The sequence below is a fragment of the Pantoea sp. PvP021 genome, from assembly GCF_054056055.1.
In genome coordinates, this window is the sequence record NZ_JBSRXX010000003.1 from 112,674 (window position 1) to 134,260 (window position 21,587).

Here is a 21,587-nt window from a genome sequence, read left to right on the forward strand (position 1 = left end):
GTGGGATACTGGAAACCTGCGTAATGACAGCCATTTAGCGCGATGCGGGCGACAAAAACGTCCATAACGGCAGCCAGCTACCGCCGTTTATGTGAGCAGGATCGCAAATAAATCCGTAACGGACTAAAATTGGTATGATAACTTTGGGCCATCCGTGGTTCAGTCGATGAGGAAGCATGTATGTCACGTTTCATGACCGAAGATTTTTTGCTGGATACCGAATTCGCCCGTCGTCTCTATCACGACTATGCAAAGGATCAGCCGATTTTCGACTATCACTGCCACTTACCGCCGCAGCAGATTGCCGAAAATTATCGCTTCGCCAACCTTTATGACATCTGGCTGAAGGGCGATCACTATAAGTGGCGGGCCATGCGCGCCAACGGTGTGGCTGAGGCGTTCTGTACCGGTAACGCCAGCGATCGTGAAAAATTTGACGCCTGGGCGCGTACCGTGCCGCACACTATCGGCAACCCGCTCTATCACTGGACCCACCTGGAGTTACGCCGGCCTTTCGGTATTACCGATACGCTGCTTTCTGAGAAAACGGCTGACAGCATCTGGCATCGCTGCAATGAACTGCTGGCGCAGGATAGCTTTACCACGCGCGGCATCATGCAGCAGATGAAGGTGAAGATGGTGGGCACCACTGACGATCCGCTGGATGACCTGCGCCATCACCGCGCGCTGGCAGACGATGCCAGCTTCAGCGTTAAAGTGCTGCCGAGCTGGCGTCCGGACAAAGCGTTTAATATCGAAGCGGAAACCTTCCTGCCGTGGATCGAGACGCTGGAGCAGCTGACGGATATCAGCGTGCAGCGTTTTGACGATCTGCGCAGCGCACTGCATCAGCGGCTGGATCACTTCGCGGCGCACGGCTGTAAAGTCTCCGATCACGCGCTGGATGTGGTCTGCTACGCCGAGGCGGATGACGCCACGCTGGATGCGATTCTGGCGCGTCGTCGCAGCGGTGCCGCGCCCAACCCGCAGGAAACGGCACAGTTTAAAACGGCGGTGCTGGTCTGGCTGGGCAGCGAATATGCCCGCCGTGGCTGGGTGCAGCAGTATCACATTGGCGCACTGCGCAACACCAATCCGCGCCAGTACCAGCTGCTGGGGCCTGATGTCGGCTTCGATTCGATCAACGACCAGCCGCTGGCCGAACCGCTGGCACGCCTGCTGGGCGCGCAGAATCTCAATAATGCGCTGCCTAAAACCATTCTCTACTGCCTGAACCCGCGCGACAACGAAGTGCTGGCCACCATGGCGGGCAACTTCCAGGGCGAAGGTCAGGCGGGCAAAATGCAGTTCGGTTCAGCCTGGTGGTTCAACGATCAGCTGGATGGTATGCAGCGTCAGATGACGCAGCTGGCGCAGATTGGTCTTTTGAGCCGTTTCGTCGGCATGCTGACCGACAGCCGCAGCTTCCTCTCCTACACCCGCCACGAATATTTCCGCCGGCTACTGTGCCAGATGATAGGCCGCTGGGTGGAACAGGGTGAAGCGCCAGCCGATGAAGCGCTGTTAGGTCAGATGGTACAGAACATCTGCTTCAACAATGCCCGCGATTACTTCGGCATCGAGCTGGGAGCCTGATAATGAAAAGGCTAAACCGTCACGACTTTCCGGGCGCCGTCTATCGCGACCGGGTGATCCAGTTCGGCGAAGGCAACTTCCTGCGCGCCTTTATTGACTGGCAGATCGACTGGCTGAATGAACATCAGGGCACCGATGCCGGGATCGTGGTGGTGCGGCCGCGCAACCGTGAAGTCAGCGACAGCCTGAATCAGCAGGATGGTCTCTATACCACGCTGATCCGCGGGCTGAACGATCAGGGCGAGCAGGTCAGCGAAACCCGGCTGATCCGCAGCCTCAACCGTGAAATCCAGCCCTGGCAGCAGTTCGGCGAATTTATGGCGCTGGCCCGTAATCCTGATCTGCGCATGGTCTTCTCCAATACCACCGAAGCGGGCATCGCCTTTGTCGGCACGGATCAGCTCACCGATCAGCCCGCCAGCAGTTTCCCCGGCAAACTGACGCAGCTGCTGTGGGCGCGCTATTCCTTCTTCAACGGCGCCAGCGACCGGGGCTGGCTGGTGGTGCCGTGCGAGCTGATTGACCATAACGGCGACACGCTGCGCGATCTGGTGCTGCGCTACGCCGATCAGTGGCATCTGCCCTCCGAATTTAAAACCTGGGTTCATCAGCACTGCGCGTTCTATAACACCCTGGTCGACCGCATCGTCACCGGCTTCCCGGCGGAAAGCGAGCAGCTACAACGCGAGCTGGGTTATGAAGATCGCTATCTGGTGGCGGGCGAAGTCTACTATCAGTTTGTGATTCAGGGGCCGTCGGCGCTGTTTAATGAACTGAAGCTGGCGGCGCTGTCGCCGCAGGTTCGGCATGTGGATGACATTGCGCCCTATAAAGCGCAAAAAGTGGCCATTCTCAATGGCGCGCACACTGCAATGGTACCGGTCGCGTTTCTGGCCGGTATTGAGAGTGTGGGAGAGGCGATGGCCGATCCGGCTATCGCCGGATTTGTGGATAACCTGCTGCGTCACGAAGTGATCCCGACGCTGGATCTGCCTGCCGATGAACTGCACGCGTTTGCCGATGCGGTACAGCGTCGTTTCCGCAATCCGTTTATTCGCCACGCGCTGCTGTCGATTGCCCTTAATGGCATGACCAAATTCCGCACCCGTCTGCTGACCCCACTCCTTGCCGCGCATCAGCAAACCGGCGAGTGGCCGACACACATCACCTTTGCGCTGGCCGCGCTGATCGCTTTTTATCGCGGCGAGTCAGCCGGCAAAAGCTGGCCATTGCAGGACGAGCCGCAGTGGTTACAGCGCTACGCCGACGCCTGGAAAGCACTTGATGCGGATCAGCTGTCACCGCAACAGCTGGTGAACGGCGTACTCAGCGACGCGCAACACTGGGGTGAAGATTTAACCCGTCAGCCCGGACTGGCTGCGGCTGTCACCCAACACCTGCAAAATATCATCGCCCACGGAATGCGTGAGGCGCTGAGCCAACTGAGATAACGCTATGCAAGACGCAATTAAAATTGATCCCCGCGACAATGTCGCCGTGGCGTTACGTGATTTAGACGCGGGCGCCATGATAGAGCTGCCGCCACTGAGTGTGGCGGTGCAACAGGCGGTCGGACGCGGGCATAAATTTGCCCTGCAGCCTATCGCGCAGGATGAGCTGGTGATCAAATATGGGCTGCCGATTGCCCATGCCACGCAGCCTGTGGCCGCCGGTGAGTTAATCCATTCGCAGAACGCCCGCACCAATCTCAGCGATCTGGATCAGTATGCGTATCAGCCCGAGTTTGTGACGCTACCGCCGCAGCCGGGTGACCGTGAGGTGCAGATCTACCGTCGTGCTAACGGCGAGGTCGGCATCCGCAATGAGCTGTGGATCCTGCCGACCGTTGGCTGCGTCAACGGCATTGCGCGTCAGATCCTGCAGCGTTTCCTGAAAGAGACGCAGGAGGCAGAAGATATCGATGGTGCATTCCTGTTCAGCCATACCTTCGGTTGTTCGCAGCTGGGGCAGGATCACGAAAACACCCGCACCATGCTGCAAAATATGGTGCGCCATCCTAATGCTGGCGCGGTGCTGGTGATTGGTCTCGGCTGCGAAAACAATCAGGTTGATGCCTTCCGTGACACCCTCGGCGCGTTTGAAAGCGACCGGGTCGAGTTTATGGTGTGCCAGCAGCATGACGATGAGGTGGAAGCCGGGCTGGAGCGGCTGCACGCATTGTATGAAAAAATGCGTCACGACCAGCGCGAGCCGGGCAAACTCAGCGAGCTGAAGTTTGGTCTGGAGTGCGGCGGTTCAGATGGTTTGTCTGGCATCACCGCCAATCCGTTGCTGGGACGTTTCTCGGACCAGATGATCGCCAATGGCGGCACGACCGTACTGACCGAAGTACCGGAAATGTTTGGCGCAGAACGGATTCTGATGAGTCGCTGTCGCGACGAGGAGACCTTCAGCAAAACGGTGGCGATGATCAACGATTTCAAACAGTATTTTATCGATCACCAGCAGCCGATCTATGAAAACCCGTCGCCAGGCAACAAAGCGGGCGGTATCACCACGCTGGAGGAGAAGTCGCTGGGCTGTACCCAGAAAGCGGGGCAGAGCCAGGTGGTTGATGTGCTGAAGTATGGCGAACGGTTAAAAACGCCGGGGCTGAATCTGCTGAGTGCGCCGGGCAATGATGCGGTCGCCACCAGTGCGCTGGCGGGTGCCGGTTGCCACATGGTGTTGTTCAGTACCGGACGCGGCACGCCTTATGGCGGTTTTGTGCCGACGGTGAAGCTGGCCACCAACACGCCGCTGGCGGAGAAGAAACCGCACTGGATCGACTTTAATGCCGGACGGTTGATCGAGGGAATGAGTATGGATGCGATGCTGGAAGACTTTGTCGACAGCATTGTGGCGATTGCCAGCGGTCAGCCGACCAACAACGAGAAGAACGATTTCCGCGAGCTGGCGATTTTCAAAAGCGGTGTGACGCTATAGTTTGTCAGGCAAACAATGGCGATCCTGATGTTGTTATTACCGTCGGTTAATCCTGTGCCCTTCGTGGGTGGCAGAGTCCGATCGCAAAGTCGCTTAAAGCATCCCTGCTCGCTCGGCCCGCGCCTTCCCTGGCGCGGGACGCTTTGCTCTTCGGACTCTGCCACCCACTCTTTGAGCTTTTGAGCTATCTGAAAGGTTAAGCCCGGCTGGTTTCGCGCTCCGCTTCTGCCTGACAGACAGCGGCGGTAAACAGAATATCGGTTGAGGAGTTCAGCGCGGTTTCCGCCGAATCCTGCAGGACGCCGATAATAAAGCCGACCGCCACCACCTGCATTGCCAGATCATTCGGAATGCCGAACATGTTACAGGCCACCGGGATCAGCAGCAGCGAACCGCCCGCCACGCCAGATGCACCACAGGCACAGAGTGACGCCACCAGACTCAGCAGAATCGCCGTCGGCACATCAATGCTGATCCCCAGCGTATGCACCGCCGCCAGCGTCAGCACGGTAATGGTAATCGATGCCCCCGCCATACTGATGGTTGCGCCCAGTGGAATCGACACCGAATAGGTATCCTCATCCAGATCCAGACGTTTCGCCAGCGCCATATTCACCGGAATGTTGGCGGCAGAACTGCGGGTAAAGAAGGCGGTCACGCCGCTTTCGCGCAGGCAGGTGAAGACCAGTGGATAGGGGTTGCGACGGATTTTATAGAACACCAGCAGCGGGTTCACCACCAGCGCCATCAGCAGCATACAGCCGATCAGTAGCGCCAGCAGATGCGCATATTGCCACAGCGCGCCAAAGCCGGTAGACGCGAGGATCGAGGCCACCAGACCGAAAATACCAATCGGCGCGCAGCGAATCACGCAGCGTACCAGCCAGGTCACCGCATGAGAGGCATCATTGAGAAAGGCGCGGGTAGTGTCACTGCTATGACGGAACGCCAGCCCGAGACCAATTGCCCACACCAGAATGCCGATGTAGTTGGCGTTCATCAGGGCCGTGATTGGATTCGACACCATGCTCATCAGCAGTCCGCGTAACACTTCGGTAATGCCGGATGGTGGTGTGATTTCCGTGGTGCCCACCGCCAGCGTCAGCGTCTGCGGGATCAGATGGCTGAAGACCACCGCGACCACCGCCGCGAAAAAGGTGCTCAGCAGATAAAGCATAATAATCGGCCGGATATTGCTCTTCTGGCCCTGCTGGTGGTTGGCAATCGAGGCGATTACCAGCATCAGTACCAGCAATGGCGCGACTGCTTTCAGCGCACTGACAAACAGTTCACCCAGCAGACCGACCGCGATAGCGGCATCGTGTGAAATCCAGGCGAGCGCCACACCGGCGATCAGCCCAATCATGATTTGCTTCACCAGGCTTCCGGCGAGCAGCGTGCCCAGACGTGCGGAGAGAGTTTTCTGCATAATATTTTCTATATTTTGTCGCGGATGTAGTTTCAGACGCGATGTTTTGCATCGGCTAAAACGGTTTGCCCGGCGGAGTATAAGGAAAAGATCGGACGAGAAAAGAGAAAGTTCTGTCACTGTGGAGCAGGTCAGATTTTTATTATGCTGGATAGTGGAAGTGTGACAGAGGGATGAAATGGCGTGACAGGCTGCCACAAAATAAAACAGGGGCATCGGCTGCCCCTGCAGGTAATTATGGTGCGAGCTTTTTCTGGTCTCTTTTGCGGTTAACCCAGGCATTAATCAGCAGGGTTGATGCCAGAATGGCACCGACCACACCCAGCGAGATACCGACCGGGATATGGTAGATGTCGACAATCAGCATCTTAAAGCCGATGAACACCAGCACAATCGCCAGGCCATACTTCAGCATCGAGAACCGTTCCGCCACGTTTGCCAGCAGGAAGTACATGGCACGCAAACCCAGGATAGCGAACAGGTTTGAGGTCAGTACGATAAACGGGTCAGTGGTCACGGCGAAGATCGCTGGGATACTGTCGACCGCAAAGATCACGTCGCTGATTTCCACCATGATCAGCACCAGCAGCAGTGGCGTCGCAAACAGCACGCCGTTTTTGCGGGTGAAGAACTTCTCGCCGTCGAGATCGTCAGTCATGCGCAGATGCTTACGCAGCCAGCGCACCACAGGTTTTTCGCCCACCGCGCTGTCATCCTCTTTCGCCAGCGCCATTTTCACACCAGTAAACAGCAGGAAGGCACCGAACACATAGAGGATCCAGCTGAACTGCGTGACCAGCCAGCTACCGGCGAAGATCATGATGGTACGCAGCACGATAGCGCCTAATACCCCATAGATCAGCACCCGGCGCTGCAGATTGGCCGGAATAGAGAAGTAACTGAACAGCATCAGCCAGACGAAGACGTTATCCACCGCCAGCGCTTTTTCCAGCACGTAACCGGTCAGGAAGGCGAGCGTATGCGTGTTAGCGACTTCACGTCCCGTGCTGCCCTCCAGATACCACCAGAAGGCGGCGCTGAACAGCAGTGAGACTGAAACCCAGATCAGCGACCAGATGGCCGCCTGCTTGAAAGACATGGTCTGCGCGCCACGGCGTCCCTGCAACAGCAGGTCGATAGCCAGCATGATAAGCACCACAACCGCAAAGCTGCCCCACAGTAAAGGCGTACCCACAGTTTGCATATTCGTATCCTGTCCGAAAAATAAAAAAAACGGCTGAAGTCAGAAGACGTCAGCCGCTTATTTTTGTGTAAGCAAACCTCGCCTTCCGGCAAGGTCTCACTTACAACACAGAAATTGATTCCGGGTTGCCTGATGACCGGATGCTTTCGCATCGTAATGACGATCAATCAGCTTACAAGTTACTCCCCTTTGCAGGAGGGTAAGTTACGGTTTAGCCGCACAGGAAGCAACACCTCTCAGACATATTTAGAAATATTTACACAGCAGCCTGGTCGGCCGGGAAGATCACGCCGGTCTGACGGCGTATCTCAGTCAGCAGCGATGCAGTAATCCGCGAAACCTCAAGCGAAGGGTGGTCCACCTGGCGCTGCTCAACCAGCCGGGCAAAAGCGGCGGCCTCATACAGCATGGTGTTGATATGCTGCGGCTGGCTCAGCGTCTGCTTTTCCGCGCCCCGCGGCACAAAAGTCAGCTGCTGGCACTCCGATAACTTCTCTATCACCAGCGCGCCCGCTTCACCCTGAATCTCGCTGGGGAGGCTGGAATCACTCACCTTCGAATGCAGAATCGTCACATCGAAATCACCGTAACTCAGCACCACCACGCCGTGCGCGTCCACGCCGCTTGCAAGCAAAGTCGCCCTGGCCTGCACGCGATCTGGCTCGCCCCACAGCGTCACCGCCGAGGCCAGGCAGTAATAACCGATATCCATAATTGAGCCATTCGACCAGCGCGGATCAAAGGTATTGGGGTTCTCACCGTTGAGATAGCGCGGGTAGCGTGAGGAGTACTGGCAGTAATTCAGCAGCGCTTTTCGCAGTTTACCCACGTCAGGCAGTGCCTGCTGCAGCCGCAGGAAATTAGGCAGGCTGGCAGTTTTAAACGCCTCAAACAGCACCACCTGATGCTCACGGGCGCAGGCGATCATTTGTTCCACTTCTGCCAGATTAGAGGCCAGCGGTTTTTCGCAAATCACATGCTTGCCGTGCGACATAAACAGCAGCGCCTGCTGGCAGTGCAGTGCGTTGGGGCTGGCCAGATAGACCGCATCGATCTCCGGACTGGCGGCCAGCGCTTCCAGTGAGGTAAAGGTCTGTTTGCAGGGATAATCGGCGATAAAGGCCTCAGCCTGCTGCTGACTGCGTGAATAGACCGCACAGAGCTTCATCGCTCCGGTTTCATGAGCGGCATCAATAAACTGGCGTGTAATCCAGTTTGTTCCCACAATGGCAAAACGAATCACGTCATCTCTCCGGCAGCTGTAAAGCGGCAGAGTAACATCTCACCCACGCTGTGCAATGGTGCCGGGCGGGCAGGGATTGATCCTGCGATCCGCATTCCAATAATATGCGGAAGCGATGATGTTTATGTACCAACCAGGGAGCGCAGGTGAAAGCAAGTAAGCACGCATTAAACTGGACCACACTTCTGATCGCCATTCCGGTCGGGTGTGCGGCGTCGCTGGTGACGCTGGCTTTCCGCGGCGTGATTGAACTGATCAACCATCTGCTGTTTGCCCGCAGTGGCGAAATAACCGAATCCCTGCATCTCTGGCCGTGGATCTTCTGGCCGCTGCTGGTGGGGGCGGGCGGCGTACTGGCGGGCTATTTTCTGCGTTATGCCGTTGCCATCGAGCAGCAGCAGACGGTGAAAACGGATTACCTTGAAGTGATCAACGCCCGGCTGGATGCGGTGCCGACCCGGACCTCACTGTTCCGCGCCTTATCGTCGATTGCCAGTATCGGCAGCGGCGCGTCGATAGGTAAAGAGGGGCCGATGGTGCAGCTCTCGGCACTGTGCGGCAGTGCGATTGGTCGCCTGTTACCGGCCTCACTTAACCTGAAAAACAGTGACGTGGTGGCGATGGCCGCGGCGGCGGGCCTCGCGTCGGTTTACCATGCGCCACTGGCGTCGGCGATTTTTGTGGCGGAAATCGCCTTCGGCATTTCTGCGTTGCAGCGGCTGATTCCCCTGATCATCGCTGCCGCCACGGCGGTGATGACCATGTGGACGCTGGGTTTTCGCAGCGCGCTCTATCCGCTGGCAGACGCGAACTTCGCCATGGATCTCAGCAGCCTGCTGATGACGGTGGTGATTGGTCTGTGCGCCGGTCTGGCGGGCTGGATCGTGATTAAATGCATCGCCCGCAGCAAAGTGCTGTTCAGCCGGGTCGCCTCCCTGCCGCTGCGCCTCGGGGCGGGCGGCTTTGCGGTCGGCTTACTGGCGCTGATCTCCACTGATATCCTCGGCAACGGCTACGAGGTGATCGTCAAAGTAATGGCAGGGCACTACCTGCTGCCGGGTCTGCTGCTGTTGCTGGTGCTGAAAACCCTCGCTACCAGCCTGTCGGTAGGGTCGAATGCCGTCGGCGGACTCTTTACCCCTTCGCTGCTGATTGGCGCGCTGCTGGGGGTGATCATCGCGACGGTGGGTGCGGCGCTGCATCTGCCGCTCGGCAATGTGCTGCTCTATGCCGCGATTGGTATGGCGGCGGTGCTGGCGGCGGTCAGTCAGGCGCCGTTGATGGCGATGCTGATGGTGCTGGAGATGACACTCAACAGCAGCCTGCTGTTTCCGCTGATGATCGCCACGGTGCTGGCGTCGATGGTGGTCTATCGCCTGCAATCCGCCAGTACTTATCCGGTCGTGAGTCATCACTTCAGCCGTTCAGAAGCGAAATATGATTTCGATAACATGCGCATTGCCGAGCTGATTATTGCGGGTGCGGCGTTGCAGCCGGAGGAGTCGGTGGGGCAGGCGCTGGCGGTCAGCTCCCTGAAGCGTGAACGCTATGTTTATGTGATCAACGCCGCGGGCGCTTTCCTCGGTGTGGTCTCGATTCATGAAATTTCGCGCCGGGTGCTGGCCCAGGAGATCACCCTCGACTCACCGGTGCAGTGCGTGATGGATCAGGATTTCCCGGTGGTGTATCAGAATCAGAGTATGCGTGAGGGATGGGAAGCCTTTGCGGCGGTGACACTGGAGCGGTTGCCGGTGCTCAACAATCCGCAGGAACGGCGCTTTCTGGGCGCGCTGACCAAAACCAGCCTGATTCAGAAAGCGCAGGAGTTTCTTTAAGCCGCGTTGCCGCGCATCGCCTGGTCCGTCATCCACAGTCGCGCATCAAATTCGAGCTGGTGATAATCCGGCTCCATATGGCAGCAGAGCTGGTAGAACGCCTTATCGTGATCTTTCTCTTTAAGGTGTGCCAGCTCATGCACCACGATCATCCGCAGAAACGGCTCTGGCGCGAGGCGGAAAAAGGTCGAGATACGGATTTCCGCTTTCGCCTTAAGCTTACCGCCCTGAATCCGCGAGATGGCTGTGTGCAGCCCGAGTGCATGCTTCATCACCTTAATCTTGTTATCCCACATCACTTTGCTGATCGGCGGCGCATTGCGCATATAGCGATTTTTCAGCGCCTGCGTGTAGTCATACAGCGCTTTATCACTCATCACGTCATGGGTGTCGGGATAACGTTCCTGCAGAAACGCACCTAAGCGCTGATGGGCGATCAGCGACTGAACCTGCTCAAGAAGGGGGGCAGGATAACCCTGAAGGTAGATCAGTGAGGACATTAGGGATTCCAGGCGAAAGACAGTATACTGCGCCCCCGATTTTGGGGCGAAAATCAACCAAAGTGTACCACGCCGGAGAATTCATGAGCCAACTTGAACTGAACGATCGCACACTGATCCTGCATCGCTTCCCGCAGATGCGTGACGAAAGTCCATTACAAGCCTGGGATGCGGCTGATGAATATCTGTTACAGCAGGCGCTGCCAGAGGGGCCGGTGCTGGTCTTCAACGACAGTTTCGGGGCCTTAACCTGCGCCCTGAATTCGCGTACCGTCTGGCACGTCAGCGACTCCTGGCTGAGCCAGCAGGCCGCCCGTCAGAACCTGACCTTTAATGGGCTGGATGACAGCAACGTTCACTTTGTTGATAGCCTGGCTGAACTGCCTGCTTCACCTGCGGCTGTGCTGATCAAGGTGCCTAAAACCCTGGCGCTGCTGGAGCACCAGCTGCGCGCCATTCGCGAAGTTGTCACGCCTGATACGGTGATTCTGGCGGCGGCGCGCGCCAAAGAGATCCATAACTCTACCCTGCAGCTGTTCGAACAGATCATTGGTGAAACCAAAACCTCACTGGCGTGGAAAAAAGCGCGTCTGATCTACAGCCAGTTCAGCAAGCCTGCACTGCGCGAGGCCACGCCGACGCTGGTCTGGCCGCTGGATGGTACCCCTTATCAGATTCACAACTACGCCAACGTCTTCTCGCGCGCTTCGCTGGATATCGGCGCACGGCTCTTTGTGCAGCATCTGCCAGAAAACATTGAGGGCGAGATTGTCGATCTCGGCTGTGGTAACGGCGTGGTGGGACTGGTGGCGCTGGAGCAGAACCCGCAGGCCGAGGTGCATTTCCTTGATGAGTCTTACATGGCGGTCGCTTCAAGCAAGCTTAATGTGGAAGTGAACCGTCCTGAGGATCTGTCACGCTGTCAGTTCCTGGTGAACAACGTGCTGAGCGGCTATCCGTCAGATCGGCTGCACGCGGTGCTGTGCAACCCGCCGTTCCACCAGCAGCACGCGGTGACCGATCACCTGGCATGGCAGATGTTCCGCGATGCCAAACGCTGCCTTCAGTATGGCGGCGAGTTGCGTATTGTCGGCAACCGCCACCTCGATTATCACCACAAGCTGAAGAAGCTGTTTGGTAACTGTACGCTGATCGCCTCTAACCAGAAGTTCGTGGTGCTGCGCGCGGTGAAAATGCGCTAGTCAGACGGTTAATGCCAGCTGCGTCGCCTGCGCAATCGCACGGCGCGCATCCAGCTCCTGCGCCACATCTGCACCGCCGATGACTGTCACCCTCTGTCCTTTTGCACGCAGCGCGGCTTCCAGTTCGCGCTGCGGCTCCTGTCCGGCACAGATAATCACATTATCGACCTCCAGCAACAGCGTTTCGCCGTTGCGCCGCAGATGCAGGCCGCTGTCATCAATCGCCAGATACTCAACGCCGCCCCACATCTCTACGCCCTGCGCCTGCAGACTGGCGCGATGGATCCAGCCGGTGGTTTTTGCCAGCCCGGCACCCGGTTTTCCCGATCGGCGTTGCAGCAGCCAGATTTGCCGTAGCGCGGCAGGGGGCTCGGGTTTCATCACGCCGCCACGCTGCGTCAGGCTGTGGTCGATGCCCCATTCGGCATAAAACGCCGCCAGATCCTCGTCATGGGATGGCTGTGACAGATACTCCGCCACATCAAAGCCAATACCGCCTGCGCCGATAATCGCCACCCGTTTCCCCACCGGGCGCTTATCGCGCAGCACCTCCAGATAGCTCAGCACGCTGGGGTGGTCGATGCCCGGAATATCGGGCGTACGCGGCTGAATGCCGGTCGCCAGCACCACTTCATCGGCGTCACTCAGCTCATCCGCCGTCACCCGACAGCCCGTCTGAACCGTCACGCCTGCGGCCGCCAGCTCATGCCGGAAATAGCGCAGCGTTTCGCTGAACTCCGATTTGCCAGGAATCAGCCGGGCAATATTGAACTGGCCGCCTATCTCCGGCGCGGCCTCATAGAGGGTTACCTGATGACCGCGCTGCGCCGCCTGCAGCGCAAACGCCATGCCGGCCGGACCGGCACCCACTACGGCCAGCCTGCGCGGGGCGGTGCTGGCGATGACCGGCATCAGCGACTCATGGCAGGCGCGCGGATTGACCAGGCAGGAGGTGATTTTACCGGCGAACACCTGATCGAGGCAGGCCTGATTACAGGCAATGCAGGTGTTGATGCTGTCCGGTTCACCGCGCTGTGCTTTAGTGACAAAGGCGGGATCGGCGAGAAAAGGGCGCGCCATCGACACCATATCGGCGCAGCCGGACTGCAACAGCTGCTCGGCGACGGCGGGATGGTTGATGCGATTGGTTGCGATGACCGGCACCTTCACCTGTTCACGCAGGCGCTGCGTCACCCACGCAAAGGCCGCGCGCGGCACGCAGGTGGCGATGGTCGGGATGCGCGCCTCATGCCAGCCAATACCGGTATTAAACAGCGTGACGCCGCACTGCTCCAGCTCGCCCGCCAGCAACAGCGTCTCCTCCAGCGTACTGCCCTCTTCGATCAGGTCGAGCATCGACAACCGGAAGATGATGATAAAGGCGTCACCGGTCGCGGCGCGAACGGCGCGGGTAATCGCCAGCGCGAACTGCATCCGCTGCCGGAAGTCGCCACCCCAGCGATCGGTGCGCTGATTGGTGTGCTTCACCAGAAACTGATTAATCAGGTAGCCTTCGGAACCCATGATCTCCACGCCATCGTAGCCCGCCTGCTGTGCCAGTCGGGCGCAGCGGGCAAAGTCATCAATGGTCTGTTCAATCGTCGCCTCGCTCATCGCCTGTGGCGTAAACGGGTTAATCGGCGCCTGGCGTGCCGAGGGCGCAACCAGATCGGGCTGATAGCTGTAACGACCGGTATGCAGGATCTGCAGGGCGATTTTGCCCTGATGCTGATGTACCGCCTCCGTGATCTGCCGGTGCCAGTCACATTGCGTCTCGTCGGTGAGCATCGCGCCATGCGCGGTGGTGACACCCTGGGCATTGGGGGCGATGCCGCCGGTGACGATCAGCGCGACGCCTTCACGCGCCCGCTCGCCGTAAAAAGCCGCCAGCCGGGCTGCACCATCCGGGTGTTCTTCCAGTCCGGTGTGCATCGACCCCATCAGAAAGCGGTTTTTCAGTCGGGTAAAGCCAAGGTCCAGCGGCGTAAACAGCGCAGGATAGTCAGGATTGACGGACATGATAGTCACTCACGGTAAAGTGGTCGGATGAGTTCACTCTAGCCACTTCTGCGTTAAAAAAAAGTGAAAGAATGTCAGGGTGTGAGTGAAATCATAAACAACGGCAGGGGAGTGAGGTGAGTAACAAAGAGTGGGCGGAGGTAGCCCGTGCCTTGCGCAAAGAGGTTAAGACCGCCATCCGTGGCCCGCGTAGCTTTACGACAGGCGTCAGCGCCCGTCGCAGTTCAGATTCCACTACATGCTGTCAGCGCGGTGCCAGAAAACCCATTAACGTCGACGGATCCATGAATAGCGGGAGTGATAGCCGCTGCCGTGGTGGGTATTAAAGCGGTAGCTTGAACCGCTTTCGGCCATACAGTAGGTGCAGACATTGACGTTATCGATCTGCGCAGCCGGCACCCCCGCGTTTACCAGCAACTGCGTCGCCAGCGCAGGCAGATCGAACCAGACACCCTGCTGGCGGGCAGCGGCCTGTGGACGTTGCGCCAGAGGATTAACCGGCTGGTTCTGGTGCCAGCGCAGCCCGCTGGCCAATGCCGGGTTCTGCGCAATCTCCGCCAGCTGCGGTTCGGCCAGTTCATAACAGCAGGGGCCCATCGCCGGACCGATCGCCACCATCAGGTTCTGCGGCTCACAGCGCTGCTCGCACAGTTTTTCAACCGCGCGGGTCAGCACACCCGCCAGCGTACCTTTGAGTCCGGCATGAACCGCGGCCACGATCCGCTGCTGGCGATCGGCGAACAGCACTGGCAGGCAGTCGGCGGTGTAGACCGCCACCGGGCGCGTCCCGCTGCCAATCACGCCATCAGACTCGCAGCTTTTGGGTGGGATGTTCTCGATATCGGTGACCACGGTCGCGCTGTGGCGCTGATGTCCATAGGCGGCATCAGCGGGTGGGGGCTCTCCGGCTGGCTGAAACGCATATTCGAGCCACTCCAGCGAATCGAGCAATGGCGAGCGCGGGATCACGGCCATAGGAATCTCCTGTTATAACAGCGTGCGTTGGGCTGCCCACAGCTTACGTTAACTGCTACATTTTTGAAGCTTCTCCTCAGACCTTTCTCACCTTAAGGATGAAATGATGAAAACCTCCGCAAAACTGGCTGCATCCGGACTGGTCGCGCTGCTGCTTACCGGCTGCGCCTCGTCGACACATCAGACCGCGCAACAGCAACTCGGCCAGCAATCGGTGCTGGCGGTAAACTGGTTCCAGCAGTCTGGTGAATATCAGGCGCTGACCTGGCAGGCATTTAATACCGCGCGTATGGCGTTTGATCAGGCCCCCTCGCTGACTGGCAAACCCAAAGCGGTGATTGTCGATCTGGATGAGACGATGCTGGATAACAGTGCCTACAGCGCGTGGCAGGCGAAGAACGGCCAGCCGTTCAGCAGCAAAACCTGGTCAGCCTGGACACAGGCGCGGCAGGCGAAAGCGGTGCCGGGCGCGATAGAGTTTGCGCGTCATGTCACACAGAATGGCGGCACGCTGTTCTATGTGTCGAACCGCGATCAGAAAGATTACGCGGCCACGGTCGCTAACATGCAGCAGCTCGGTTTCCCCAACGTCAGCGATAAAACGGTACGTCTGAATACTGACAGCTCCAATAAGCAGGCACGTTTCGATGCCATTAAAAATGCCGGCTATAACGTGGTGCTCTACGTTGGCGATAACCTCAACGATTTTGGTGGCGCGACCTGGCATCAGGGTAATCAGACGCGTCGTGATTTTGTGAATCTTAACCATCAGCAGTTTGGAACGCAGTTCATCGTGCTGCCGAATCCGCTCTACGGCGACTGGGAGAGCGGAATGGCGGAAAACTACAATAAACTGACGCCCGAACAGCAGCTGTCTGTGCGGGAATCGCGCCTGCAAAGCTGGAACGGTAAATAATTCGTCAAGAAAAAGAGCCTGACCGTGTCAGGCTCTGTTAAAACATGGTCCTGATTTACTTTCTCCCGTCACTATTTTACTGCAAATTAAATTAATTATCTCTTGCTTCATTCTTATCTAAAATCAGGCATATCTGACTGGCTATCAGCAATTAACCAGGTTGATCGTGCTAATGGTTAATTTTTTAATTAAGAGTATTCCTGGTAAAAAGCAGGCCGGTTGGTATGGCAGTGAATATCCCCTTGGTTAATGATTGTATTTTTTTGTCAGCAGTAACTTTAGTTTATTATCTTTTATATTTTAATCTATTGATATTGTTGATTTTAAATTTATAAACGCTAATTATCCCACTTCTCTTCTGCTTAATTAAATTTACTTAACCCTGACTCTTACTGACGCCAGATTGACAAATAGCATGATGTTAAAGTGCTGTGAAATATTGCTCGTGCATTGGTAATGGTTAGCGGCTATAACCTTTTTCTGTGACTCAGTTCTTATTTACCTGGCGGCTCACGCTTTATTTGTGAGCCGATACACTTTGTGGTTAGCCAGGATGCGACATCCCGGTAGTAGAGAGAAGATGATTGTGACGACACTTAAACCCTTATTAGCGAAAAATCGCAGTTGGGCATTACAGCGCCGCCAGCGTAATCCAGACTACTTTAAAAAATTCCTTCATCAGCAAAAGCCGCACTCACTCTGGATAGGTTGTTCTGATAGTCGCGTTCCGGCAGAAGTCTTAACCGGCTCCCATCCTGGCGAACTCTTTGTGCATCGTAATATCGCCAACATGGTGATTGAGGACGATGACAATTTACTGAGCGTGCTGCAATACGCGCTCTTCTTTCTCGGTGTAAAACGCATTGTATTAAGCGGCCACTATGGCTGCGGTGGGGTGGAAGCTGCGCAGAATCTGCCGGGCAGCGTGCTGGACGGGCAGGAGAGCGCGCTGGCGAGACGCATTCAGACGTTGCGTCATGACATTCAGCATGGCCTGGCGGAAAGCCCCCCTTCAGACGCGGAGCCGGGTGAACAGCTCGATCGGCTGGTTGAAGCCAACGTTAAGGCGCAATTCGCCAGACTGGTGAAATCTGAACCGGTCCGGCAAATCTGGCAATCGGGCCAGGAACTGGAAGTGTTTGGTTGTGTTTATGACCTGCGCTCCGGCCATCTTAAAGAGCTGATTCATCAATCTGCAGAGGAACCTTCATTATGAACCTCGATACCCTGCGTCGTGATATTCCTGCGGGTCTGGTGGTGTTTCTGGTCGCCTTACCGCTCTGTCTTGGCATCGCACAGGCCAGCGGATTACCGCCGTTTGCCGGTCTGCTGACCGGTGTGATTGGCGGCCTGGTGGTCACATCACTGAGTCCGTCCCGGTTTGCCGTCAGCGGCCCGGCGGCAGGCCTTGTCACCATCGTCGTCGCCTCAATGGCGTCTCTGGGCAGTTTTTCCGCCTTTCTCACCGCGCTGATTATCGCCGGAGCACTGCAATGTCTGTTTGGCCTGCTGCGTGCCGGACGGTTTATTTCGCTGGTGCCGGGCAGCGTCATCAAAGGGATGCTGGCGGCGATCGGTTTGCTGCTGATCATGCAGCAGATCCCGGTGGCGCTGGGAGCCGCGGGCGATGCGGAGCTGGTTTCACTGGTGACCGGTGAGATGACCTTCTCGCTGCCCGCGGTAGCGGTAGCGGGTGTCGGCCTGGCCATTTTATGTCTCTGGACCACCGCACCGGTGAAGCGGATCAAAGCGCTGGCCTGGATCCCTGGGCCGCTGATTGCCGTGCTGATAGGCTGCGTTGCTACCATCGTGGGTGGACGGCTGTTCCCGGAAATGACCAGCGGTCTGGCGCGCATTTCGTTGCCCGCTTTTGACAGCATTTCCGCGCTGGTGGCAGAGCTGGAAACGCCCGACTGGATGGCCTGGCAGAATCCGCAGGTCTGGGTTGTTGCGGTAACCTTAGCCCTGGTCGCCAGTCTGGAAACGCTGCTGAGTCAGGAGGCGCTGAAAAAACTGCGTCCTCAGACGCCCGCGCCATCGCCTAACAAAGAGATGTTCGCGCAGGGCATCGGTAACCTGGCGGCCGGTTTCCTTGGCGCGATGCCGATAACGGCGGTGATTGTGCGCAGTTCGGTTAACGTCAGTGCGGGCGCGCAGACCAAACTGTCGATCTTCATTCACGGTGTGCTGCTGCTGATTTGCGGCATGTGGTTCAGTGAGATGCTGAACGCCATTCCGCTGGCCAGCCTCGCTGCCGTGCTGCTCTATACCGGCTACAAGTTGGCGACACCCAAACTGTTTATTGAGCAGTTCCGGATGGGCGCGCAGCAGTACGTGCCGTTTCTGGCCACCATCGTCGGTATTATCACGCTGGGCATGCTGGTCGGGATTGGTATCGGCATCGCCACGCAGATCCTCTATAGCATCTATAAAAGCCATCGCAACGCGCTGCAGCTCACCCGCTATGACGACCACTACGTGCTGCGCTTTCAGCAGAACCTGACCTTTATGCACAATCCAAAGCTGCAGGGATTGCTGGATGAGATCCCGGAGAACAGCGTAGTCATCGTCGATAACGACAATGCGGAATATATCGATCCCGACGTCAAAGCGGTGCTGAAAGATTTTGGCGATAATGCCGACAAACGCGGCATTCGCCTGAGTCAGTGGCCGGTTGCCGTAAAATAGCGTTTAGCGCAACGGTAAAGTCGTCAGAACAGCAAAAATCGGATATCTCGGATATCCGATTTTTTTATTTGCGATGCATAATAGAGCCCCAGTTTTTGCTGTCATCTGATGGGTTTAGCCTCAAAACGGTAACTTTTCTGAGTTAGCCCATGAAACGAGGTTTTATCGCCGGATGACATTGAGGAGATTCAGGATTTAATCATTCTGACACCACGCGCCTGTCCAGGCTGGCGTGGACAGCCAGCCTCTCTGTGACAAGGTCCGGATGTATGCGCATACAGCTGTTTGAAGAGCACAACGTTAAGAAGAACGCATTTTCACTGTTTTTAATCACGTTGCTGTTTTGCTTTATCGGCGGACACCTGCGCTTTCCACAGGAGCTGTCGCTGTTCTGGCCGGTCAATGCGATCGTCACTGGCGTGATCGTCCGGAATCCTTTTCTGCATCAGACCCGCTATTACCTGGCCACCTTTGCTGCGATGGTGTTTAACGACATCGTTTTTTCAGGCTGGGCGCTCTCTGCTTTTACCCTCAACATGGCGAATCTTCTGTTTGTGCTGGTGGCGGTGACGCTGCTGGTAAAACATCTTCAGCACGACTCCGGCAGCGAGCGTATAACCAGCGTGCTGCGCATTTTTCCGGCCTGTCTGCTGGCCGGACTGGCCTGCGCCAGCTGGGGGGCGCTGGCGCAGCAGGCCGATTTTAACAGCGGGCTGGTGACGGCCTGGGGCGAATGGTTCAGCGAACAGTTCTCAACCGGGCTGATGCTGCTGCCCTTTTTGCTGACGCGCGACTGGGCGTCGCTGTCGCCCCGGCAGTTTATGCAGATGCGCAAGCTGGCACCGGTTGTCGCCGTGATTTTTTCGCTGATGATTGGCGCGATGATGGGCGGCGCAGGCAGCCTGACGTTCCCGGTTCCGGCGCTGGTCTGGTGCGCCATCGTGCTGCCGATGCCGCTCACCAGTCTGGTGATTTTGCTCACCGGCATTAGCGAAATCATTCTGGTTTCGCACGGCGTGATGAATATCCAGGGCGATGACAATATGCTGCCGATCACCCATCTGACCTCGGCACGGCTGGGCGTGGCGACCATTGCGATCAGCCCGCTGATTGTGGCGGTGAGCATGGATGCGATTCGCCAGCTCAACCAGCGTCTGGCGCTGCGCGCCAACTATGACTTCCTGACCCGGCTACTGTCGCGTTCCGGCCTCTATGAAAGTCTGCGTGCTGAGCCGATCTTCCCGGACCGCCGGGCGGGCGTGATCCTGCTGGATGTCGACTACTTTAAAGCGATTAACGACAATTTTGGTCATGATGCGGGTGACAGCGTGCTGGAAGAGATCGCCCGCCGTATGCAGCGCGTTGTGGGTAAAGAGGGGCGCATCTGCCGTTTTGGCGGCGAAGAGTTTGCGGTGGTGCTGTTCGACCAGAATCCGGAAAAGCTCTACTTTCTTGCTGAGAGCATCCGGCAGAAGATGGCGAAAGAGAAGTTCTGGCTGCAGGGCAGTACGGCCACGGTCACCGTCAGTCTGGGGCTGGCGCATGGCAGTGCCGGTGAGGCGACGGAGTGGCACCGCGTGATCAACCGGCTGATTTCCGCAGCCGATAAAAATCTCTATCTGTCGAAACGCAATGGCCGCAATCAGACCTCGCCGGTTAACTACCGTGCCATCACCAGCGACGTGGCATAAGGCCACGCCGCCGGGTTCTGTCAGCTGACGCTGCTTTTCAGGGTACTGGCCTGCTGGTGGCGTTCAATCGCCAGGTCGATCAGGCGACTGATCAGGTCCTGATAGCTGAGTCCGGCCGCCTGCCACAGTTTCGGATACATGCTGATATTGGTGAAGCCCGGCAGGGTATTCACTTCGTTGACGATAATTTCGCCGTCGTCAGTTAAAAACACATCGACGCGCGCCATGCCAAAGCACTCCAGCGCGGTAAAGGCCTTGATGGCAACCTCACGTATCGCATCGCTGGTTTCCGATGAAATGGCTGCCGGGACCACCGTCTGCGCACCGCTCTCGGAGATATATTTGGTGTCATACGAATAGAAGGCGTCATGCACCACCACTTCACCGCAGGGGCTGGCTTCAGGGGCATCGTTGCCCAGCACCGCACACTCGATCTCGCGGCCTTTGATACCCTGCTCAATCAGCACCTTGCGGTCAAAGGAGAAGGCCAGCGCCAGCGCGGCATCAAATTCTTCAATGCTATCCACTTTGCTGACGCCCACCGATGAACCCTGGTTGGCGGGTTTGATAAACAGCGGCAGGCCAAAGCGGGCAATCACTGCGCTGGCGTCCAGTTGTGCACGCTGGGCCTGGGTGACGCTCACCCACGGCGCGACGTTGAGGCCGGCGTCGCGCAGCAGGCGTTTGGTAAAATCTTTATCCATGCTGACTGCAGAGCCCAGCACGTCGGAACCGACAAAAGGTAACGAGGCCATACGCAACAGGCCCTGCAGGGAGCCATCTTCACCCAGCGTACCGTGCACAATAGGGAAGATAACGTCGATCTGCGACAGCGGATGGGCGTTATGACGGGTGATGATCTGCTGCTGAGTCGTGCCGGGCACCAGCGCCACATCTTCAGCGGCGTGATTCAGCGCGATCAGCGCCGGATTTTCAGCGTTAAGTAAGAAGTTTGAAGCATCGTTAAGACGCCAGTGTCCCTGCTTATCAATGCCCAGCAGCACCACGTCAAACCTGGTTTTGTCGATCGCCTCAAGGATATTTTTGGCCGACTGTAACGACACCTCATGCTCAGCCGATTTCCCGCCAAACACGATCCCTACCCGCAACTTTGTCATCAATTTTGCCCACTGAAAAAATCAAAACCACAAGATAGCATGGGCTTCGCGAGGGAAAACAGGGCAGGGCGACAGATAATTGTGAGCAGGCGATTAACCCTCGCCACTCACCAGAACGCTGCCGTTGAGCTGCCCGACCTGACGCGGGTGGCAGCTCAACGGCCCGCTCGCAAAGGCCACTTAATCTCCTCTTTAAGCTGATGCAGGCGGGGTGTCTGGTTTAAC

General features: G+C 57.3%; 16 protein-coding genes. 9 read left to right on the top strand and 7 right to left on the bottom strand.

The features are described 5' to 3' along the window. Positions 1–180 precede the first annotated feature (180 nt). From uxaC to ACVKSX_RS12165, 3 genes are read left to right on the top strand one after another with little or no spacing between them, the layout of a single operon-like run. Positions 181–1,596, top strand: coding sequence for a glucuronate isomerase (gene uxaC, locus ACVKSX_RS12155; RefSeq protein ID WP_010256553.1), 1,416 nt, complete (start codon positions 181–183; stop codon positions 1,594–1,596). Positions 1,597–1,598: 2 nt separating this feature from the next. Continuing rightward, complete coding sequence (locus tag ACVKSX_RS12160) at positions 1,599–3,047, top strand: tagaturonate reductase (protein WP_122889569.1); 1,449 nt, start codon at positions 1,599–1,601, stop codon at positions 3,045–3,047. A 4-nt stretch (positions 3,048–3,051) separates the two neighbouring features. After that, complete coding sequence (locus tag ACVKSX_RS12165; protein ID WP_010256556.1) at positions 3,052–4,542, top strand: UxaA family hydrolase; 1,491 nt, start codon at positions 3,052–3,054, stop codon at positions 4,540–4,542. A 196-nt stretch (positions 4,543–4,738) separates the two neighbouring features. Here the strand turns inward: ACVKSX_RS12165 and sstT are convergent, their stop codons facing one another. From sstT to ACVKSX_RS12180, 3 genes are all read right to left on the bottom strand, one after another. Further along, positions 4,739–5,971, bottom strand: coding sequence for a serine/threonine transporter SstT (gene sstT, locus ACVKSX_RS12170; protein WP_010256557.1), 1,233 nt, complete (start codon positions 5,969–5,971; stop codon positions 4,739–4,741). Positions 5,972–6,206: 235 nt separating this feature from the next. Beyond that, the gene (locus ACVKSX_RS12175; RefSeq protein WP_354438915.1) at positions 6,207–7,175 is read right to left on the bottom strand and encodes a TerC family protein; all 969 of its coding nucleotides are present in this window, start codon (positions 7,173–7,175) and stop codon (positions 6,207–6,209) included. 256 nt (positions 7,176–7,431) lie between these two features. Continuing rightward, positions 7,432–8,418: a Gfo/Idh/MocA family protein gene (locus ACVKSX_RS12180; protein ID WP_033769826.1), complete on the bottom strand. Its 987-nt coding sequence runs from the start codon at positions 8,416–8,418 to the stop codon at positions 7,432–7,434. A 146-nt stretch (positions 8,419–8,564) separates the two neighbouring features. On the opposite strand from ACVKSX_RS12180, the gene ACVKSX_RS12185 reads away from it, so the two are divergent. Next, positions 8,565–10,253: a chloride channel protein gene (locus ACVKSX_RS12185; RefSeq protein WP_022623916.1), complete on the top strand. Its 1,689-nt coding sequence runs from the start codon at positions 8,565–8,567 to the stop codon at positions 10,251–10,253. Here the strand turns inward: ACVKSX_RS12185 and ACVKSX_RS12190 are convergent. Beyond that, positions 10,250–10,753, bottom strand: a complete 504-nt coding sequence (locus ACVKSX_RS12190) for a M48 metallopeptidase family protein (RefSeq protein WP_010256568.1) — start codon at positions 10,751–10,753, stop codon at positions 10,250–10,252. The genes ACVKSX_RS12185 and ACVKSX_RS12190 overlap by 4 nt on opposite strands. 83 nt (positions 10,754–10,836) lie before the next feature. On the opposite strand from ACVKSX_RS12190, the gene rlmG reads away from it, so the two are divergent. Further along, positions 10,837–11,955, top strand: coding sequence for a 23S rRNA (guanine(1835)-N(2))-methyltransferase RlmG (gene rlmG, locus ACVKSX_RS12195; protein ID WP_115387154.1), 1,119 nt, complete (start codon positions 10,837–10,839; stop codon positions 11,953–11,955). Here the strand turns inward: rlmG and ACVKSX_RS12200 are convergent, their stop codons facing one another. Both ACVKSX_RS12200 and ACVKSX_RS12205 read right to left on the bottom strand, forming a co-directional pair. Continuing rightward, the gene (locus ACVKSX_RS12200) at positions 11,956–13,974 is read right to left on the bottom strand and encodes an NADPH-dependent 2,4-dienoyl-CoA reductase (RefSeq protein ID WP_354438913.1); all 2,019 of its coding nucleotides are present in this window, start codon (positions 13,972–13,974) and stop codon (positions 11,956–11,958) included. It abuts the gene before it with no gap. A gap of 267 nt (positions 13,975–14,241) precedes the next feature. After that, complete coding sequence (locus ACVKSX_RS12205; protein ID WP_354438912.1) at positions 14,242–14,949, bottom strand: polyphenol oxidase family protein; 708 nt, start codon at positions 14,947–14,949, stop codon at positions 14,242–14,244. 106 nt (positions 14,950–15,055) lie between these two features. On the opposite strand from ACVKSX_RS12205, the gene ACVKSX_RS12210 reads away from it, so the two are divergent. The 4 genes from ACVKSX_RS12210 to ACVKSX_RS12225 all read left to right on the top strand — a co-directional run bounded on the left by ACVKSX_RS12210 (position 15,056) and on the right by ACVKSX_RS12225 (position 20,244). Continuing rightward, complete coding sequence (locus ACVKSX_RS12210; protein ID WP_010699771.1) at positions 15,056–15,865, top strand: 5'-nucleotidase, lipoprotein e(P4) family; 810 nt, start codon at positions 15,056–15,058, stop codon at positions 15,863–15,865. A gap of 580 nt (positions 15,866–16,445) precedes the next feature. Then, positions 16,446–17,081, top strand: coding sequence for a carbonic anhydrase (locus tag ACVKSX_RS12215; protein ID WP_029519418.1), 636 nt, complete (start codon positions 16,446–16,448; stop codon positions 17,079–17,081). Further along, entirely contained in the window at positions 17,078–18,553 is a 1,476-nt protein-coding gene (locus ACVKSX_RS12220; protein ID WP_201499846.1) for a SulP family inorganic anion transporter, read from the top strand. Before ACVKSX_RS12215 ends, ACVKSX_RS12220 begins: the two co-directional genes overlap by 4 nt. Positions 18,554–18,822: 269 nt before the next feature. Further along, the gene (locus ACVKSX_RS12225; protein ID WP_022623912.1) at positions 18,823–20,244 is read left to right on the top strand and encodes a GGDEF domain-containing protein; all 1,422 of its coding nucleotides are present in this window, start codon (positions 18,823–18,825) and stop codon (positions 20,242–20,244) included. Between the two features lie 20 nt (positions 20,245–20,264). On the opposite strand, the gene ddlA is transcribed toward ACVKSX_RS12225, so the two are convergent. Further along, on the bottom strand, positions 20,265–21,362 hold the full coding sequence (gene ddlA / locus ACVKSX_RS12230; protein ID WP_111534648.1) for a D-alanine--D-alanine ligase: 1,098 nt from the start codon (positions 21,360–21,362) through the stop codon (positions 20,265–20,267). Positions 21,363–21,587: the final 225 nt, after the last annotated feature.

Bases quoted from the DNA above. Each gene is read 5' to 3' on its own strand.
- uxaC (WP_010256553.1), top strand. From the start codon at position 181: ATGTCACGTTTCATGACCGAAGATTTTTTGCTGGATACCGAATTCGCC.
- ACVKSX_RS12160 (WP_122889569.1), top strand. From the start codon at position 1,599: ATGAAAAGGCTAAACCGTCACGACTTTCCGGGCGCCGTCTATCGCGAC.
- ACVKSX_RS12165 (WP_010256556.1), top strand. From the start codon at position 3,052: ATGCAAGACGCAATTAAAATTGATCCCCGCGACAATGTCGCCGTGGCG.
- sstT (WP_010256557.1), bottom strand. From the start codon at position 5,971: ATGCAGAAAACTCTCTCCGCACGTCTGGGCACGCTGCTCGCCGGAAGC.
- ACVKSX_RS12175 (WP_354438915.1), bottom strand. From the start codon at position 7,175: ATGCAAACTGTGGGTACGCCTTTACTGTGGGGCAGCTTTGCGGTTGTG.
- ACVKSX_RS12190 (WP_010256568.1), bottom strand. From the start codon at position 10,753: ATGTCCTCACTGATCTACCTTCAGGGTTATCCTGCCCCCCTTCTTGAG.
- rlmG (WP_115387154.1), top strand. From the start codon at position 10,837: ATGAGCCAACTTGAACTGAACGATCGCACACTGATCCTGCATCGCTTC.
- ACVKSX_RS12200 (WP_354438913.1), bottom strand. From the start codon at position 13,974: ATGTCCGTCAATCCTGACTATCCTGCGCTGTTTACGCCGCTGGACCTT.
- ACVKSX_RS12205 (WP_354438912.1), bottom strand. From the start codon at position 14,949: ATGGCCGTGATCCCGCGCTCGCCATTGCTCGATTCGCTGGAGTGGCTC.
- ACVKSX_RS12210 (WP_010699771.1), top strand. From the start codon at position 15,056: ATGAAAACCTCCGCAAAACTGGCTGCATCCGGACTGGTCGCGCTGCTG.
- ACVKSX_RS12215 (WP_029519418.1), top strand. From the start codon at position 16,446: ATGATTGTGACGACACTTAAACCCTTATTAGCGAAAAATCGCAGTTGG.
- ACVKSX_RS12220 (WP_201499846.1), top strand. From the start codon at position 17,078: ATGAACCTCGATACCCTGCGTCGTGATATTCCTGCGGGTCTGGTGGTG.
- ACVKSX_RS12225 (WP_022623912.1), top strand. From the start codon at position 18,823: ATGCGCATACAGCTGTTTGAAGAGCACAACGTTAAGAAGAACGCATTT.
- ddlA (WP_111534648.1), bottom strand. From the start codon at position 21,362: ATGACAAAGTTGCGGGTAGGGATCGTGTTTGGCGGGAAATCGGCTGAG.